Origin of the sequence: Paraburkholderia denitrificans (genome assembly GCF_042655705.1) — a bacterium.
GTDB lineage: Bacteria > Pseudomonadota > Gammaproteobacteria > Burkholderiales > Burkholderiaceae > Paraburkholderia > Paraburkholderia denitrificans.
The window spans coordinates 17258-34220 of record NZ_JBHSMP010000005.1; the positions used below are offsets into that span (position 1 = coordinate 17258).

13 protein-coding genes and 1 pseudogene are annotated in these 16963 nt (G+C 63.9%); 6 read left to right on the top strand and 8 right to left on the bottom strand.

Translation table 11 applies throughout. The features are described from left to right. Window positions 1-125: 125 nt before the first annotated feature. Entirely contained in the window at window positions 126-1151 is a 1026-nt protein-coding gene (tsaD, locus tag ACFPTO_RS01425; protein ID WP_377708905.1) for a tRNA (adenosine(37)-N6)-threonylcarbamoyltransferase complex transferase subunit TsaD, read from the top strand. Between the two features lie 92 nt (window positions 1152-1243). Here the strand turns inward: tsaD and folE2 are convergent, their stop codons facing one another. The 4 genes from folE2 to ACFPTO_RS01445 form a co-directional block, all read right to left on the bottom strand. Next, on the bottom strand, window positions 1244-2053 hold the full coding sequence (folE2, locus tag ACFPTO_RS01430; protein WP_377708907.1) for a GTP cyclohydrolase FolE2: 810 nt from the start codon (window positions 2051-2053) through the stop codon (window positions 1244-1246). Window positions 2054-2224: 171 nt separating this feature from the next. Beyond that, the gene (gene dxs, locus ACFPTO_RS01435; RefSeq protein WP_377708909.1) at window positions 2225-4132 is read right to left on the bottom strand and encodes a 1-deoxy-D-xylulose-5-phosphate synthase; all 1908 of its coding nucleotides are present in this window, start codon (window positions 4130-4132) and stop codon (window positions 2225-2227) included. Window positions 4133-4217: 85 nt separating this feature from the next. Beyond that, entirely contained in the window at window positions 4218-5111 is an 894-nt protein-coding gene (locus tag ACFPTO_RS01440; RefSeq protein WP_377708911.1) for a polyprenyl synthetase family protein, read from the bottom strand. Then, window positions 5108-5473 (bottom strand): exodeoxyribonuclease VII small subunit, encoded by a 366-nt coding sequence (locus tag ACFPTO_RS01445; protein WP_377708913.1) that lies wholly within the window; start codon window positions 5471-5473, stop codon window positions 5108-5110. The genes ACFPTO_RS01440 and ACFPTO_RS01445 overlap by 4 nt, the downstream gene beginning before the upstream one ends. Window positions 5474-5748: 275 nt before the next feature. Between ACFPTO_RS01445 and ACFPTO_RS01450 the strand changes: the two genes are divergently transcribed. Further along, the gene (locus ACFPTO_RS01450) at window positions 5749-6906 is read left to right on the top strand and encodes an aromatic ring-hydroxylating oxygenase subunit alpha (RefSeq protein ID WP_377708915.1); all 1158 of its coding nucleotides are present in this window, start codon (window positions 5749-5751) and stop codon (window positions 6904-6906) included. A gap of 101 nt (window positions 6907-7007) precedes the next feature. After that, entirely contained in the window at window positions 7008-7877 is an 870-nt protein-coding gene (locus ACFPTO_RS01455) for a sulfurtransferase (RefSeq protein ID WP_377708917.1), read from the top strand. A 54-nt stretch (window positions 7878-7931) separates the two neighbouring features. On the opposite strand, the gene ACFPTO_RS01460 is transcribed toward ACFPTO_RS01455, so the two are convergent. The 3 genes from ACFPTO_RS01460 to polA all read right to left on the bottom strand — a co-directional run bounded on the left by ACFPTO_RS01460 (window position 7932) and on the right by polA (window position 13228). Then, a complete protein-coding gene (locus tag ACFPTO_RS01460; protein ID WP_377708919.1) occupies window positions 7932-8816 on the bottom strand; it encodes a dienelactone hydrolase family protein in 885 nt (294 codons plus the stop codon). Between the two features lie 36 nt (window positions 8817-8852). Next, the gene (locus ACFPTO_RS01465) at window positions 8853-10196 is read right to left on the bottom strand and encodes an NAD(P)/FAD-dependent oxidoreductase (protein WP_377708921.1); all 1344 of its coding nucleotides are present in this window, start codon (window positions 10194-10196) and stop codon (window positions 8853-8855) included. A 197-nt stretch (window positions 10197-10393) separates the two neighbouring features. Further along, complete coding sequence (gene polA / locus ACFPTO_RS01470) at window positions 10394-13228, bottom strand: DNA polymerase I (RefSeq protein WP_377709027.1); 2835 nt, start codon at window positions 13226-13228, stop codon at window positions 10394-10396. Between the two features lies 1 nt (window position 13229). Between polA and ACFPTO_RS01475 the strand changes: the two genes are divergently transcribed. The 3 genes and pseudogenes from ACFPTO_RS01475 to ACFPTO_RS01485 all read left to right on the top strand — a co-directional run bounded on the left by ACFPTO_RS01475 (window position 13230) and on the right by ACFPTO_RS01485 (window position 15268). Then, window positions 13230-13994, top strand: a complete 765-nt coding sequence (locus ACFPTO_RS01475; RefSeq protein WP_377708923.1) for an LOG family protein — start codon at window positions 13230-13232, stop codon at window positions 13992-13994. Window positions 13995-14178: 184 nt separating this feature from the next. Next, window positions 14179-14730, top strand: a pseudogene (locus ACFPTO_RS01480) (chromate transporter); the annotation flags it as partial. Between the two features lie 10 nt (window positions 14731-14740). Further along, window positions 14741-15268 carry a chromate transporter gene (locus ACFPTO_RS01485; protein WP_296661907.1) on the top strand — a complete coding sequence of 176 codons (528 nt, stop codon included), beginning with the start codon at window positions 14741-14743 and terminating at the stop codon, window positions 15266-15268. Window positions 15269-15326: 58 nt separating this feature from the next. Here the strand turns inward: ACFPTO_RS01485 and ACFPTO_RS01490 are convergent, their stop codons facing one another. Continuing rightward, window positions 15327-16853 carry an AMP nucleosidase gene (locus tag ACFPTO_RS01490; RefSeq protein ID WP_296661919.1) on the bottom strand — a complete coding sequence of 509 codons (1527 nt, stop codon included), beginning with the start codon at window positions 16851-16853 and terminating at the stop codon, window positions 15327-15329. Window positions 16854-16963: the final 110 nt, after the last annotated feature.

Below are 16963 nucleotides of genomic sequence, written 5' to 3' on the forward strand. Positions count from 1 at the left end.
GCCCCGGAGCCCATCAGCCGCCCATCGCCCGCACTGATATACTCCCAAGCTACTTTTACATTTCGAATTCACAACGGTTTTCGGTCGTGGTTTTCCACCCAACCGGCGCCGTTGCACGCCCCACCATGCTCGTTCTTGGCATCGAAAGCTCCTGCGACGAAACCGGCCTCGCGCTCTACGACACCGAGCGCGGCCTGCTCGCACACGCACTGCATTCCCAGATCGCCATGCACCGCGAGTACGGCGGCGTCGTGCCCGAACTCGCGTCACGCGACCATATCCGCCGCGCGCTACCGCTGCTCGAAGAAGTGCTCGACAAGAGCGGCGTCGCGCGCAGCGACATCGACGCCATCGCCTACACGCAGGGCCCGGGTCTCGCGGGCGCGCTGCTGGTCGGCGCGAGCATCGCCAATGCGCTCGCGATGGCGTGGGACCGGCCGGCCATCGGCATCCATCACCTCGAAGGGCATCTGCTCTCGCCGCTGCTCGTCGATGCGCCGCCGCCGTTTCCGTTCGTCGCGCTGCTCGTTTCGGGCGGCCACACGCAACTGATGCGCGTGACCGACGTCGGCGTCTACGAAACACTCGGCGAAACGCTTGACGACGCCGCCGGCGAAGCCTTCGACAAAACCGCCAAGCTGCTCGGACTCGGCTATCCGGGCGGGCCGGAAGTATCGCGGCTCGCCGAATTTGGCGTGCCCGGCGCCATCGAATTGCCACGGCCGATGCTGCACTCGGGCGACCTCGACTTCAGCTTCAGCGGACTCAAGACCGCGGTGCTTACGCATGTTAAGCGAATCGGCACGAACATCTGCGAACAGGGCAAGGCCGATATTGCGCTCGGGTTCGTCGATGCGGCCGTCGAGGTGCTGGCCGCGAAATCCATCACCGCGCTCAAGCGCACGAAACTCAATCGGCTCGTCGTGGCGGGCGGCGTAGGCGCGAACCGGCAGTTGCGCGACACGCTGTCGGCAGCGGCGCAAAAGCGCGGCTTCGAAGTGCATTACCCGGACCTGCAGCTGTGCACCGACAACGGCGCAATGATCGCGCTCGCGGGCGCGATGCGGCTCCAACGCTGGCCCGAACAGGCCACGCGCGACTACGCGTTCACGGTCAAGCCTCGCTGGGATCTGTCGTCGCTCGCGCGCTGACTGTTGTTACATCGGCCGCATCGGCGGCTTGATGACGTAAAAAAAAACCGCCCACTCGGGGCGATTTTTCATTACACCGATTCCGGCAGCAATCAGCCTTGCACGCGCTTGTCGTGTTCGATAACGGCATACGCGCTGTGATTGTGGATCGACTCGAAGTTCTCGGCTTCGAGCACATACGCGACGATGCGGCGATCATTGTTCAGGCGAACGGCCACGTCGCGCACGAGATCCTCGACGAACTTCGGATTTTCATACGCACGCTCGGTCACGAACTTCTCGTCCGGACGCTTGAGCAGTCCCCACAGCTCGCACGAAGCCTCTTCCTCGGCGATCCGGATCAGGTCTTCCACCGGCAGATCGTCCGCGAGTTCGGCATCGATCGTCACATGCGAGCGCTGGTTGTGCGCACCGTACTGCGAGATTTTCTTCGAGCACGGGCACAGGCTCGTCACCGGCACAACGACCTTCAGGAACAGGCGCGCAGCGCCCTCGCGCATGTCGCCGACGAGCGTCACTTCGTAGTCCATCAGACTTTCGACGCCCGATACCGGCGCGACCTTCTTCACGAAGTACGGAAACGACACCTCGATACGGCCTGCCTGCGACTCGAGCTTGTCGAGCATCGCGGCCAGCATCGTGCGGAACGTCGCGGGTTCGAGCGGCGCCTTGTTGCCTTCGAGCAGCGCAACGAAGCGCGACATGTGCGTGCCCTTCTGGTTGGCGGGCAGATGAACGTCGAGGTTCCACGTGCCGACCGTCGGCTGCACGTCGCCATTGCCGGTCTTCACGAGCAGCGGATGACGAACGGACTTCACGCCCACGCGCTGGATCGGGATCTGGCGGAGATCGACGGAGCTTTGCACGTCCGGCATCAAGAAATCCGTGCTCATCTGGTTCATGTTCTTATCCTTTGGGCTGCACACAACGTAGCGCGCAATGACAAGCGCCGGCAAAAGCCGGCGCTGGCTGGCGGTTCCAGGTCCGAAAACCCGGCCGCCGGTTCATACGGAAAGTGGGCAATCGTGGCAGCCGGTGCCGCCAACGACACCGGGCCGTGCGCCGCGAGGCGCTTACGCGACGCGCATCACCGACTTACCGGACGCGTTCGTCACGTGATCGAGGAAGCGCTCGCGAATCGACTTCGCAATCCCTGCCGCGTCGAGCCCGGCAAGCGCCAGCAGTTTTGCCGGGTCGCCGTGGTCGATGAAGCGGTCGGGGAGGCCCAATTGTAGTACGGGCTTGATAACCCCGCTGGCAAGCAGGGCTTCCACGCAGGCCGAGCCCGCGCCGCCCATGATGCAGCCTTCCTCGACGGTCACGAGGTAGTCGTGGGTTGCCGCCAGCTCGCGCACGAGTTCGGCGTCGAGCGGCTTCACGAAGCGCATGTTCGCGACGGTGGCGTCGAGTTCCTCAGCGGCGGCGAGCGACGGCGGCACCATCGTGCCGAACGCGAGGATCGCAATGCGCTTGCCTGCTGCTGCATTGCTCTCGCGGCGGATTTCGCCCTTGCCGACCGGCAGCGCGGCCATCTGCTTGACGGTTGCGACGCCCGTGCCTGCGCCGCGCGGATAACGCACGGCCGTGGGGCAATCCTGCTGCAGCCCCGTGTAGAGCATCTGGCGGCACTCGTTTTCGTCCGACGCGCACATGATCATCATGTTCGGGATGCAGCGCATGAACGCGAGATCGTAGGCGCCCGCATGCGTCGCGCCGTCCGCGCCGACGAGGCCCGCGCGGTCGATCGCGAACACGACCGGCAGGTTCTGCAGCGCCACGTCGTGGATCAGCTGGTCGTAGGCGCGCTGCAGGAAGGTCGAGTAGATCGCGACGACGGGCTTGAGGCCCTCGGCCGCGAGACCGCCCGCGAACGTCACCGCATGTTGCTCGGCGATGCCGACGTCGTAGTAGCGATCCGGGTAGCGCTTTTCGAACTCGACGAGACCCGAGCCTTCGCGCATCGCCGGCGTGATGCCGACCACGCGCGCATCCAGCTCGGCCGCGTCGCACAGCCATTCGCCGAAGACCTGCGTGTAGGTCTTCTTGGAGGGCGTCGCCGACGGCTTGATGCCCTCGGCCGGGTTGAACTTGCCGGGGCCGTGGTAGAGAACCGGGTCGGCTTCTGCGAGCTTGTAGCCCTGGCCTTTCTTCGTCACGACGTGCAGGAACTGCGGGCCGCGCAGTTCCTTGATGTTTTGCAGCGTCGGAATCAGCGAATCGAGATCGTGACCGTCGATCGGTCCGATGTAGTTGAAGCCGAATTCCTCGAACAGCGTGGCCGGCACGATCATGCCCTTCGCGTGCTCTTCGAGCCTGCGCGCGAGGTCGAGCACCGGCGGCGCATGGCGCAGCACGCGCTCCACGCCCGCGCGCGCGGCTGCGTAGAAACGGCCCGACATCAGTCGCGCGAGGTGGCGGTTCAGCGCGCCGACCGGCGGCGAGATCGACATGTCGTTGTCGTTGAGAATGACGAGCAGCGGCACATCGTCTTCGACGCCCGCGTTGTTCATCGCCTCGAAGGCCATGCCGGCCGTCATCGCGCCGTCGCCGATCACAGCGATGCCCAGGTGGTTTTCGCCCTTGAGCTTGCTCCCGATAGCCATGCCGAGCGCCGCCGAAATCGACGTGCTCGAGTGCGCGGTGCCGAACGTGTCGTATTCCGACTCGTCGCGGCGCGGGAAACCCGAGATGCCGCCGAACTGACGCAGCGAGTGCATCTGGTCGCGGCGGCCGGTCAGGATCTTGTGCGGGTAGGTCTGATGACCGACGTCCCAGACGATGCGATCGCGCGGCGTGTCGAACACGTAGTGCAGCGCGATCGTCAGTTCGACCGTACCGAGGTTGGACGACAGGTGGCCGCCCGTTTGCGAGACGCTGTCGAGAACGAAGGCACGCAGTTCATCGGCAAGCGGTTGCAACTGCCGGCGATCGAGGCGGCGCAAATCCGCCGGGTCGTCAATGGTTTTCAGCAAGTCGTACATCGTCGTTCCATGGTAGGAAATCGGTCGCTCCCGCACTTCTGCAGCGCATTACTCCCCTTTCATGCGCGCGGGCGGATTAGCGTAATCAGCTCACCCGGTTGACAACCAGATCAGCCAGTTCGGCGAGGCGCTGCGCGCGTGCGCCGAACGGTTCGAGCGCGGCATGTGCGTCGCTGCGCAATTGCTGCGCGAGCACACGCGACGCGTCCAGACCGATGATCGACACGTAGGTCGGCTTGCCGTCCTTCGCGTCCTTGCCAGCGGTCTTGCCGAGCGTTGCCGAGTCGGCGGTGACGTCGAGAATGTCGTCCACCACCTGAAAAGCGAGGCCCACGGCTGCCGCGTACGCGTCGAGCGCGCGCAGCGTCTCGGCGGAAGGCGTTTCGCCCGCCACCGCACCCATGCGGACCGCGGCGCGCAGCAGCGCGCCGGTCTTCAGCCGATGCATGGTTTCCAGTTCTTCGCGCGAAAGCGCACGGCCGACGCTCGCGAGGTCGATGGCCTGACCGCCCGCCATGCCGATCGAGCCGCTCGCCAGCGCGAGTTCGCGCACGAGCGCAGCCTGGCGCGACGCCGCGTCGCGCAGCCCCGGTACGTCCGACGTCAGCGTAATGAAAGCTTGCGATTGCAACGCGTCGCCGACCAGCAGCGCGGTCGGTTCGTCGTATTTCACGTGGACCGTCGGCTTGCCGCGACGCAGATCATCGTCGTCCATGCACGGCATGTCGTCGTGCACGAGCGAGTAGACGTGGATCATCTCCAGCGCGCAGGAAGCCGCGTCGAGCGCTTCGGGCGTCGCGCCGGTCAGCTCGCCCGCGGCATGGCACAGAAGCGGGCGCACGCGCTTGCCGCCGCCGAGCACCGCGTAGCGCATGGCGTCGTGCAAGGTCGCGGGCAGCTCGCTGGCTGCAGGCAAATAGTGTTCGAGCGCGGTTTCGACCCGGTCCAGTACGAGCCGGGTCCATTGTTCAAATGTCATAGATCGTTGTCTCCGCCCTCGGCGGAACTGCCTGTTGTATTAAGGGGCACGGGCCGAAGCGTTTCGCCGTCGAGCACGCGCACCTGTTGTTCAACCTTCTCCAGTTGCTGCTGGCAGAACTTCACCAGCACGGCGCCGCGCCGGTAAGCAGCCAGCGATTCCTCGAGACTCAGGCTGCCGCCTTCCATGCGCGCCACGAGCGTATCGAGTTCCGCCAGCGCGGCCTCGTAGCTCTCGGGCCGCATCGAACCGTCGCTGCCGGCTTGATGCCCGCCTTCGGCCCCGCTGTTGGCCCCTTCAGCGGCCGCAGCACGGTCCGCCGCACTGTCCGCTGTACTATCTTTGGATGCGGGTTTAGCCATGAGTGGTCGCAGAATTGAAACAAGGCGGAGATTCTACGCCAAAAGCGTGCCGATAGCCCCGCTCGCAGACGCATAAGCCGTGGGCACGTTATATCGGATGCTGACCGAAATTAATCCCGATGGCGAAATTACACCGTTGCTGGAGCGCAATTTTGGCAAAAATCAGTGACTTAGCTATCGCGCAGGGGGGTAAACGGGTATAATCCCCGGCTCCCTAAATCGAATCTTCGATGGTTGGGTTGTTCACTGCTTTCACGTCTTCATCGGGAGTGGGAATGTCCAATCTGAGCAATGCATTGCAGCTGCATTCCACCCACTGCCAGCTGCCAGTCACCGCTTATTTTGACGATGCGCTACTGAAGCGCGAAATCGAAACGCTTTTCCAGAAAGGTCCCCGTTATGTCGGGCACGAGCTGATGGTGCCCGAGGCGGGGAATTATTTTGCCCTGCCGAGCGAGAACGAGGGGCGCGTGCTGGTGCGCAACCAGCACGATCAGGTCGAGCTGCTCTCGAACGTGTGTCGCCACCGCCAGGCCATCATGCTGAACGGCCGCGGCACGGCCGACAATATCGTCTGCCCGCTGCACCGCTGGACCTACGACCTCAAGGGCGACCTGCTCGGCGCGCCGCACTTCGCGGACAACCCCTGCCTGAACCTGAGCAGCACGCCGCTGCAGAAATGGAACGGCCTGCTGTTCGAAGCCGCTGGCCGCGACGTGGCGCGCGACCTCGCCCAGCTCGGCCCGGCGCAGCATCTCGACTTCACGGACTTCATGTTCGATCACGTCGAGATTCACGAGTGCAACTACAACTGGAAGACCTTCATCGAGGTCTATCTGGAAGATTACCACGTCGTCCCGTTTCACCCGGGCCTCGGCAATTTCGTGTCGTGCGACGACCTGAAATGGGAATTCGGCGAGTGGTACAGCGTGCAGACCGTGGGCGTGCACAACCATCTCGACAAGGCCGGCAGCCCGACCTACCGCAAGTGGCACGACGAGGTCCTGCGCTATCGCAAAGGCGTGCCGCCGGAGTTCGGCGCGATCTGGATGGTCTACTACCCGAATCTGATGATCGAGTGGTATCCGCACGTGCTTGTCCTGTCGTGGCTGATTCCGCAGGGCACGCAGAAGACGATGAACATCGTCGAGTTCTATTACCCCGAGGAAATCAAGCTCTTCGAGCGCGAGTTCGTCGAAGCCGAACGCGCGGCCTATATGGAAACGGCCATCGAAGACGACGAGATCGCCGAGCGCATGGACGCCGGCCGCCGTGCGCTCCTCGAGCGCGGCGAATCGGAGGTCGGCCCGTACCAGAGCCCGATGGAAGACGGCATGCAGCACTTCCACGCGTTCTTGCGCCGCGAACTGGGCACCATCCAGGCATCTTCGAGGCACCATCCAGGCACATTCGGAATGCCTCGGCCCGGGTAATGACCGGCCAGAACGAAAGACGGGCTTCAGTCCGTCTTTTTGTTTAGACTGAAGACATCGGGCCGGCCTTGCCGGCCGCGCATCCATCAGGAGCCGTCGTCATGCCGCACACCCATCACACCACGCTGATCTCCGCCGCCAATCTCCATGAGCGTCTGGCCGCCGCGCCCGGCAGCACACTCGTGTTCGATTGCCGCTTCGACCTCGTCAACCCCGACGTGGGCGAAACCGCCTGGGCAGCCGGTCACATTCCGGGCGCGCAGTATCTGCATCTCGACCGCGATCTGTCCGGCGCGAAGACCGGCAAGAACGGCCGTCATCCGCTGCCCGATCGCGCAGCGCTCGTGAACACGCTCGCGGCCCGGGGCCTCAACGAAGGCCAGCAGGTTGTCGCGTACGACGCGCAAGGCGGCTCTTACGCAGCGCGTCTGTGGTGGCTGCTGCGCTGGCTCGGTCACGACTCGGTCGCAGTGCTCGACGGCGGCCTGCAGGCATGGGAAGCAGCCGGCTATCCCCTGTCGACGGACGTGCCGCACGCCGTCAAAGGCAACTTCAAGGCGGGTGCGCCGCTACAGGTGACGATCGACGTGCAGGGCGTCGTGCGCAATCTTTCGACGCACGAACTCGTCGTGCTCGACGCACGCGCAGCCGACCGCTATCGCGGCGAGAACGAAACGATCGATCCGGTCGGCGGCCATATTCCCGGCGCGCGCAACCGTTTCTTCAAGGACAACCTCACCGCCGATGGCCGTTTCAAGCCGGCGCACACGCTGCGCGAGGACTTCACAGCCGTGCTCGCGGGCAAGACGCCCGAGCATGCCGTGCTGCAATGCGGCTCGGGCGTGACGGCATGCCATAACGCACTCGCGATGGAAATCGCCGGACTGCACGGCGCGGCGCTCTACGCCGGTTCGTGGAGCGAGTGGTGCGCCGACCCGTCGCGTCCAGTCGCGACAGGGCCGAATCCCTGAGCACGCCCAGGCCCGATCCAACCTCCAACCTTCCAACCTTCAAGTCACGCAGCGTCACGCGACGCCGTGTGACTTGAACCACGCGAGCGTGCGCGTCCAGCCATTCTGGGCGTCGGCCCTGCGATAGCTCGCGCGATAGTCGGCGAAGAACGCATGGCCCGCGTCGTCGTATACGACGAATTCCGAGCCACGCCCGCCCTGCGGCCCTTGCGCGATTGCCTGCTTCATCTGCGCGAGCGTGTCCTGCGGAATGCTCGTGTCCTGGCGTCCATATAGACCGAGCACCGGCACCTGCAACTCGCCCGCGAGATCGAGCGGATTCTCCGGCGCACTCTGCGTGTGCGGCCCCGCCACGCGCCCGTACCACGACACCGCCGCCTTCAGATGCGGATTGTGCTCGGCGTAAAGCCATGTCACGCGTCCGCCCCAGCAAAACCCGGTGATGCCCAGACGTTTCAGGTCGCCGCCATGCTGCCCGGCCCAGTCGACCGTCGCGTCGAGGTCGGACATCAATTGCGCATCCGGCACCTTGCTCAAGATGTTCTGGTCGATCTGCTGGATCGTCGGATACACCGACGCATCGCCTTCGCGCACGAAGAGATCGGGTGCGACGGCAAGGTAGCCGAGTTTCGCAAAGCGGCGGCAGATATCGGCGATATGTTCGTGCACGCCGAAAATCTCATGCACGACGACGATCACCGGCAGATTCGTCTTGCTGCGCGGCTGCGCGCGATACGCGGGAATCAGCGTGCCGTTCGACTCGAAGCCGACTTCACCGGCATCGAGACCTTCGGCATCGGTATGAATGGTTTGCGCGGAGACCGGCAGCACGGCGGCGGCAAAGCCGCCGCCGAATGTGGCTCCAAGCGCGGTTTTCAGGAAGGTGCGCCGGTCGAACGGCACGTGCGGTACAAGGGAATCGACATCGGGCTTGAGCATGCAACGCTCCTCGTTCGACGACGGCGCCTGCGGCCGTCAATGCAGCTTCACGCGCGGCAGCGTGGTGCGGCGCAGCCAGTGCGCGAACGTGTCGAGCACCATGCGCGCGTAGCCGTGCAACGCGGCAATGTGCAGACGGTACAGCGACATGTACATGAAACGCGCAAACAGCCCTTCGATCAACATGTTCCCGCCGATCACACCGCCCATCAGATTGCCGACCGCGCTGAAGTGACCGAGCGACACCAGCGAGCCGAAGTCGCGATAGGTGAATTCCGGCAGCGGCCGTCCGTCGAGCAGGTTGCCCATCGCCCCGAGCAGGAATACGGCCTGCTGATGCGCGGCCTGGGCGCGCGGCGGCACGTTGCGTTCGTTGCCGGGCCACGCGCAGGCGGCGCAGTCTCCGAACGCGAAGATGTTGTCGTCGATTTCGGTCTGCAGCGTACGGCGCACGCTGAGCTGCCCGAGCTTGTTGACGGGCAGTCCGTCGAGTTGCGCCAGCACCGGCGGCGCAGTGATGCCCGCGGCCCAGACCGTGAGGTCCGCGCGCACGGCCTTGCCGCTTGCCGTATGAACGACACCCGGCGCGACCTCGGTGACCCGCTCGGCAAGCAGCAGACGTACGCCGAGTTTCTGCAGCAGATCGGCGGTCGCCGACGACACGCGCTCGGACAGCGCGGGCAAGATGCGCGGCCCCGCTTCGATCAGCACGATGCCGACATCGTGGCGCGGATCGAGCTTGTGGAGCCCATAGGCGGAGAGCACCTGCGCCGTATTGCGCAGTTCGGCCGACAACTCCACACCGGTTGCACCCGCACCGATGATCGCCACCTGCACGCGCGGCTCGCCGCTCACCGCGGCACCTGCGGGCGCAGGCTCCGGAGCCTGATGCTCGGCGCGCATGCACGCCGCGATGAGCCGCTTGCGAAAGCGCTCGGCCTGCGCCACGGTGTCGAGTGCGATGGAGTTTTCGGCCGCGCCCGGCACGCCGAAAAAGTGCGTGGTGCTGCCGATCGCCAGCACGAGCGTGTCGTAGTCGAGTTCGCGCGGCGGCAACAGTTCGCCGCCGTCATCGTCCTTCACGGCGCCGAGCATGATGCGCCGCGCCGCACGGTCGAGTCCGATCAATTCGCCCTGCTGGAATTCGAAACCATGCCAGCGTGCCTGCGCCGCGTATTCGAGTTCCTGTGTGAACGGGTCCATGCTGCCCGCTGCGACTTCGTGCAGCAGCGGCTTCCAGATATGCGTCGGAAAGCGGTCGACCAGCGTGACGCTCGCCCGCGGCTCGCGGCCGTTGCGCGCCTTGCAGTAACGGTCGCCCAACCGCGTCGCCAGTTCCAGACCGCCTGCGCCTCCTCCCACAACGATAAACCGATGCATAAACTCTCCGTGCGTGTCGATAAGTGCGTACGCGGCACGGCGGCAAGGTGCGCCGGCCGGCCGCTCAATGTCGGCTTACGGAGCGCACGGCAGCAAGCCGTGCGCCTGCGCACGCTTGCGTGCGCGGGTATTGCAGGTTCGTTACGGCAAAGCTTTCGCGTGCATCGCGGCTTAAAAGCGCGGCACGGCGAGCGTGATCAGTGTGCTTCTTCCCAGTTCGCGCCGACGCCCACTTCGGCGACGAGCGGCACCTTGAGCGTCGCCACCGAACACATCAGTTCGGGCAGACGTTTGCGCACTTCGGCCAGCTCGTCGTCGGGGACTTCGAGCACCAGTTCGTCGTGCACCTGCATGATCATTTTCGTGCGCATGCCGCTTTCGTCGAGCCACTTCTCCACTGCGATCATCGACAGCTTGATGAGGTCTGCCGCCGTGCCCTGCATCGGCGCATTGATCGCAGCGCGCTCCGCAGCCTGGCGGCGCGGGCCATTGCCGCCGTTGATCTCGGGCAGCCACAGGCGCCGGCCGAACACGGTTTCGACATAACCGCGCGATTTCGCGTCCATGCGCGTCTCGTCCATGTAGCGCGCAACGCCCGGATAGCGCGCGAAATAGCGGTCGATATAAAGCTTCGCCGCATCGCGCGTGATGCCGAGATTCGACGCGAGCCCGAATGCGCTCATGCCGTAAATGAGGCCGAAATTGATGACCTTGGCGATGCGGCGCTGGTCGGCGCTCACTTCGATCGGCGTGACGCCGAACACCTCGGAAGCCGTCGCGCGGTGAATGTCGTCGCCGCGCGCGAATGCGGCGAGCAGCGACGCATCGCCCGAGATGTGCGCCATGATGCGCAGCTCGATCTGCGAATAGTCGGCGGATACGATCTTGCGTCCCGGCGGCGCGATGAACGCCTCGCGGATGCGCCGCCCTTCGCCCGTGCGCACCGGAATGTTCTGCAGATTCGGATCATTCGACGCGAGCCGCCCCGTCACCGCCACGGCCTGCGCGTAATTCGTGTGAACCCGGCCCGTTTGCGCGTTGACCATGCGCGGCAGTTTGTCGGTGTATGTGGATTTCAGCTTGGACAGCCCGCGATGCTCGAGCAGCAGCTTCGGCAGCGGATAGTCTTCGGCGAGCTTTTGCAGCACTTCTTCGTCGGTGGACGGTGCGCCGCTCGGCGTCTTCTTCACGACCGGCAATTGCAGCTTTTCGAAAAAGATCTGGCCGATCTGCTTGGGCGAGCCGAGGTTGAATTCGCCGCCGGCGAGCGCGTAGGCTTCCTGTTCGAGTTCGACGAGCCGAACCGCAATTTCGGCACTCTGCTTGTCGAGCCGTTCCGTATCGATCAGCACGCCGTTGCGCTCCATCTGGCGCAGCACGCGTGAAGTCGGCATCTCGATCTCGCGATACACGTAGTCGAGTCCCCTGCCGGTTCCCTTGTCCTGCGCAACCTGCGGATAAAGCGCGAGATGCAATTGCAGCGTGATATCAGCGTCTTCGGCCGAATACTCCGCCGCTTTATCGAGCGGCACTTCATCGAAGCCAATCTGCTGCGCGCCCTTGCCCGCAACCTCTTCGTATTTGATCGTCTTGATGCCGAGATGGCGCAACGCAAGGCTGTCCATATCGTGACTGCGGTGCGATTCGAGCACGTACGATTCGAGCATCGTGTCGTGCTCGACGCCGTTCAACACGATGCCGTAGTTCGCGAGCACCTGCTCGTCGTACTTCATGTGCTGGCCGACTTTCTTGTACTGTCCGCCTTCGAACCACGGCTTGAGTCGCGCGAGCACATCGGCGAGCGGCAGTTGTTCGGGCATGTCCGGCCCGCGATGCGCGAGCGGCAGATATGCGGCATGCCCCGGCTCCGTTGCGAACGACATCCCCACCAGCTTCGCGACCATTGGATCGAGCGCCGTGGTTTCCGTGTCGAACGCGGTAAGCCCGGCCGCCTCGATTTTCTTCAGCCACGCATCGAACCGATCCCACGTCTGGATGGTTTCGTAATGCCGCGGCACGTCGAGCATCAGCGCGGGCTGCGCTTCGGCTTCGCGCGCTTCACGCGCTTCACGCTGGTTCGCATTAGCGTCAGCACTCGCCGCCACGGGTGCAGCGCCATTCGCAAGCGCTTCGCTCAATTCGCGCGTCCAGGTCTTGAAACCGTGGCGCGTAAAGATGTCGAGCAATTCGTCGCGCGCTTCGGCGCGCGTGGCGAGCGAACCGCCGATCGACTCGATGTGCTGCGAAAGATCGCATTCGGTTGCCACGGTAACGAGTTGCCTCGCCATCGGCAGGAATGCAAGCGCATCGCGCAGATAACCGCCCACGGCGCCCTTGATTTCGGCTGCATGTTCGACGACGCCGTCGAGCGTGCCGTATTCCGTGAGCCACTTGACCGCCGTCTTCGGGCCGCACTTGTTTACGCCAGGCACGTTGTCGACGGTGTCGCCGATCAGCGAGAGATAATCGACGATGCGCTCGGGCGGCACGCCGAACTTCGCAATCACGCCTTCGCGATCGAGCGTTTCATTCGTCATCGTGTTGATGAGCGTGACGTGATCGGTCACGAGCTGCGCGAGATCCTTGTCGCCGGTCGACACGATCACTTTCATGCCGCGCTTTTCCGCTTCGCGTGCGAGCGTGCCGATCACGTCGTCGGCTTCGACGCCTTCCACCATCAGCAACGGCCAGCCGAGCGCGCGCACGGCCACGTGAATGGGCTCGATTTGCGCGGCTAGAGGCTCGGGCATGGAAGGCCGGTTCGCCTTGTAGTCGGCATACCAGTCATCACGAAACGTCTTGCCCTTGGCATCGAACACGCACGCGCTATACTCTGCCGTAACCTCCTTGCGCATACGGCGCAGCATGTTGACGATTCCGTATAGCGCACCCGTCGGTTCGCCGTCAGGACCGCGCAGATCCGGCATCGCATGGTAGGCCCGATAAAGATAGCTAGAACCATCGACCAGCAGCAGGGTCTTTCCTTCCAGCTCAGTTTGTAGCTTGGTTTCCACGCGAAGTTCTTCAGGCATTATGGACAAGAGAAAAGTGATTCCGAGTCTGCGTTCACTCGCAGATCAAGAGCGCGCAACGGCCAAGAAGGCGCGCGCATCGTGGCAGATGTTCACGATTATGGCAGAGTTTATCGAGGCAACCGAGTATCTGTCCGAGATCCGTCCGGCGGTCAGCATCTACGGTTCCGCACGCCTGAAACCGGACTCGGAGTACTACCAGCTCGCGACACAAATCGCCCGAAAAGTGTCCGACGCGGGCTTCGCGGTGATCTCCGGCGGCGGCCCTGGCATCATGGAAGCAGCCAACCAGGGCGCGCACGCGGGCAAGTCGCCTTCCGTTGGCCTGAACATCGAATTGCCGCACGAGCAATCGGGCAATCAATGGCAGGACATCTCGTTGCGATTCCGCCATTTCTTCACGCGCAAAGTCACGTTCGTCAAAAACTCCGATGCGGTGATCGTGATGCCGGGCGGCTTCGGCACGCTTGACGAACTCGCCGAAGTGCTCACGCTGATCCAGACGAAAAAATCGCGGCACGTCCCCATCATTCTGGTGGGCGCGGAATTCTGGAAAGGCCTGCTTGCCTGGTTCCGCTCGGCGCTCGTGCCGATGGGCCTCATCAATCCTGAAGACATGGATTTGATGAAGGTGACCGACGATCCCGACGAAGTGCTCGAAGCGGTGCTCAAGTTTTACGAGGACACCGGAGAAGAAGGCGAAGAGAGCGAAAAAGAACAGCGTACGCGCACCGATCCCGACGAAGACCGGATGTTCTATCTCTGAGCTTGCGGTTCGCACGCGGCATGGCGCAGAGCCATGCCGCGCGCGCATCTGCAAAGCGATCGCATGATGCTTGTAGCGGCTTGTAATTTCAGGTCACATGCGATGCCATGAAGTTGCTTTGTGACGACGCCGTTTTGCGCTATTTGGCGCTACGCTCGCTACTTGCGTCAACGATCGTCCCAGCATGAAACAGATTTCCTCCACGACTCACACCCCCACTGTGCGTGAGTTATTCCTCGGCTTTCTCGGCCTCGGCTTCACATCTTTCGGCGGCGCGCTGCCGCTCGCACGCCGCACCATCGTCGAACACCGCCGCTGGCTTTCCGCCGCCGAATTCACCGATCTGCTCGGCCTGTGCCAGTTCCTGCCGGGCGGCAACGTCATTAACCTATCCGTGGCAATTGGCGTGCGATTTCACGGCTGGCGCGGCGCACTCGCCGGGCTGCTCGGGCTGATCGCCGGACCGTCGCTTGTTGTAATCGGGCTCGGCGTGATCTACGAACAAACGCAGAATGATCCGCGCGTGCAGCACCTTTTCGTCGGGCTTGCCGCTGCGGCCGCCGGGCTGCTCGTCGCCATGGCCGTGAAGATCCTGCTACCGCTGCGCCACGATCCGGCTGGCGCGTGCATTGCGCTCACTGGATTCATTGCGATAGCGATACTGCGCACGCCGCTTTTGCTCACCATGCTGGTACTCACACCGATCGGGATCGCGTTCGCAGCCCGCGCCGCGCGAGCAACGCGTCATGAACGCCACGCTCGTCTCGCTCGCCGCGATTTTCAGCCAGCTTTCGCTGCTGGCGTTCGGTGGGGGCAACACGATCCTGCCCGAAATGCAGCGACAGGTCGTGGACGTGCATCACTGGATGCCGGCCCGCGAATTCAGCGCGCTCTTCGCACTCGCCCAGGCTGCGCCAGGCCCGAACATGATGATCGTCACGCTGGTGGGCTGGCATGTGGCGGGCTGGGCAGGCATGCTCGTGACGTCGGTGGCGAAGTTCGGCCCGTCGTCGCTTGTGACGATAGCGGTGCTGCACGCGTGGGACCGCTTCAAGGACCGGCCATGGCGGCGCATTGCGCAGCGCGGACTCGTGCCGGTGACCGCTGGCCTTGTCGCTGCGAGCGCGGTGCTCATCGCGAAAGCGTCCGATCCGGCGTGGATCGCATGGGCGATTACCGGGGTCTGCGCGGTGCTCGCGTTTCGCACGAAGATCCATCCGCTCTGGCTGCTTGCGGCGGGCAGCCTGATTGGGTTGACTGGTTTTGGGCAGTGATGATCGCGTGGCAATGTGAAGCGCGGGCGCGCTCCACATTGTGTTTCGCACGGCTTTCCTACTGAAACGCCACCTCCGCAAAGCTGCGCAATTTACGACTATGCAGCTTGTGCAATCCATTAGTCCGCAAGATCTCCATCGCCTTCACGCCGATCTGCAGATGCTGGTCCACCTGAGCGCGATAAAACGAATCGGCCATGCCGGGCAGCTTCAATTCGCCGTGCAGCGGTTTATCGGAGACGCACAACAGCGTGCCGTACGGCACGCGAAAGCGAAAACCATTCGCCGCGATCGTCGCACTTTCCATATCGAGCGCAATCGCCCGGCTCTGCGAAAGACGCAGTACGGGCTCGCGGTGATCGCGCAATTCCCAGTTGCGGTTGTCGACGCTCGCCACGGTGCCCGTGCGCATCACGCGCTTGAGTTCAGGGCCGTCGAGCTGCGTGACCTGGGCCACCGCGCGCTCCAGCGCCACCTGCACTTCCGCGAGCGCGGGAATCGGCACCCACAGCGGCAGATCCGCATCAAGCACATGATCCTCGCGCACGTAGCCGTGCGCGAGCACGTAGTCGCCAAGCCGCTGTGTGTTGCGCAGCCCCGCGCAGTGGCCGAGCATGATCCAGGCGTGCGGGCGCAGCACCGCGATGTGATCGGTAATCGTCTTCGCGTTCGACGGCCCCACGCCGATGTTGATCATCGTGATGCCGCTGCCATCCGCGCGCTTGAGGTGATACGCCGGCATCTGCGGCAGGCGCACGGGCGGCATGCCCTCGTGTTCCTGTTCGCCGAGATTGGCGTTGTACGTCACCACGTCGCCGGGCTCCACGAACGACGTGTATTCACTGCGATAGCTGCACAGATCGGCGTCGTCGGTGCGCGCCATCATCGCGCGCCCGAGCTTCACGAATTCGTCGATATAAAACTGGTAATTCGTGTAGAGCACGTAATTCTGGCAATGCGTGGGCGACGTCGCCGTGTAGTGCTTCAGCCGATGCAGCGAAAAATCCACGCGCGGCGCCGTGAAGAGCGCTAGCGGATGCGGCTCGCCCGGTCCCGGTTCGAATGTGCCGTTGACGATGCGGTCGTCGAGCTGCGCGAGGTCGGGTGTATCGAACACGTCGCGCATGGCCACGAGGTGCTCGCGGTCGAGTTCGCCTTCGAGGTGGATGCCCTCGGCAAACGCAAAGTGAATGGGAATCGGCTGATCCGACACGCCCACGTCGATCGACACACGATGGTTCTTCGTGAGCAACCGCAGTTGTTCGCGATAGTAGTCGCCGAACAGGTCCGGCCGCGTGATCGTCGTTTCGAAGATGCCCGGGCCCGCCACAAAGCCGTACGAACGGCGCGAGTCGACATGGGTGTTCACTTCGGTGCGAACGCGCACGAACGGATAGCACGCGCGCACGCGGCGCTCCAGCACTTCGCCGCGGCGGTAGCGCGCGAACGCGTCGCGCAGGAACGACGTGTTCGCCTCGTAGATCGTCGAGAGCCGCGCCACCGCATCGGCAGCGTCCTCGTAAGACCCCGTCGGGAAATCGTATGCGGGCAACATGAGCGGCCGCAGATTGGTATCGTTGTTCATCGTCATTCGCCTCCAATCGGTCGAACCACCTTACCACGGAACCCGGGCATTCTTGCTGTGCCCCTCGCTGCAACGTCAAGCTGGCCGGCGCGGTACGGCGTTGGTCACCC

Bases quoted from the DNA above. Each gene is read 5' to 3' on its own strand.
- tsaD (WP_377708905.1), top strand. From the start codon at position 126: ATGCTCGTTCTTGGCATCGAAAGCTCCTGCGACGAAACCGGCCTCGCG.
- folE2 (WP_377708907.1), bottom strand. From the start codon at position 2,053: ATGAACCAGATGAGCACGGATTTCTTGATGCCGGACGTGCAAAGCTCC.
- dxs (WP_377708909.1), bottom strand. From the start codon at position 4,132: ATGTACGACTTGCTGAAAACCATTGACGACCCGGCGGATTTGCGCCGC.
- ACFPTO_RS01440 (WP_377708911.1), bottom strand. From the start codon at position 5,111: ATGACATTTGAACAATGGACCCGGCTCGTACTGGACCGGGTCGAAACC.
- ACFPTO_RS01445 (WP_377708913.1), bottom strand. From the start codon at position 5,473: ATGGCTAAACCCGCATCCAAAGATAGTACAGCGGACAGTGCGGCGGAC.
- ACFPTO_RS01450 (WP_377708915.1), top strand. From the start codon at position 5,749: ATGTCCAATCTGAGCAATGCATTGCAGCTGCATTCCACCCACTGCCAG.
- ACFPTO_RS01455 (WP_377708917.1), top strand. From the start codon at position 7,008: ATGCCGCACACCCATCACACCACGCTGATCTCCGCCGCCAATCTCCAT.
- ACFPTO_RS01460 (WP_377708919.1), bottom strand. From the start codon at position 8,816: ATGCTCAAGCCCGATGTCGATTCCCTTGTACCGCACGTGCCGTTCGAC.
- ACFPTO_RS01465 (WP_377708921.1), bottom strand. From the start codon at position 10,196: ATGCATCGGTTTATCGTTGTGGGAGGAGGCGCAGGCGGTCTGGAACTG.
- polA (WP_377709027.1), bottom strand. From the start codon at position 13,228: ATGCCTGAAGAACTTCGCGTGGAAACCAAGCTACAAACTGAGCTGGAA.
- ACFPTO_RS01475 (WP_377708923.1), top strand. From the start codon at position 13,230: ATGGACAAGAGAAAAGTGATTCCGAGTCTGCGTTCACTCGCAGATCAA.
- ACFPTO_RS01485 (WP_296661907.1), top strand. From the start codon at position 14,741: ATGAACGCCACGCTCGTCTCGCTCGCCGCGATTTTCAGCCAGCTTTCG.
- ACFPTO_RS01490 (WP_296661919.1), bottom strand. From the start codon at position 16,853: ATGAACAACGATACCAATCTGCGGCCGCTCATGTTGCCCGCATACGAT.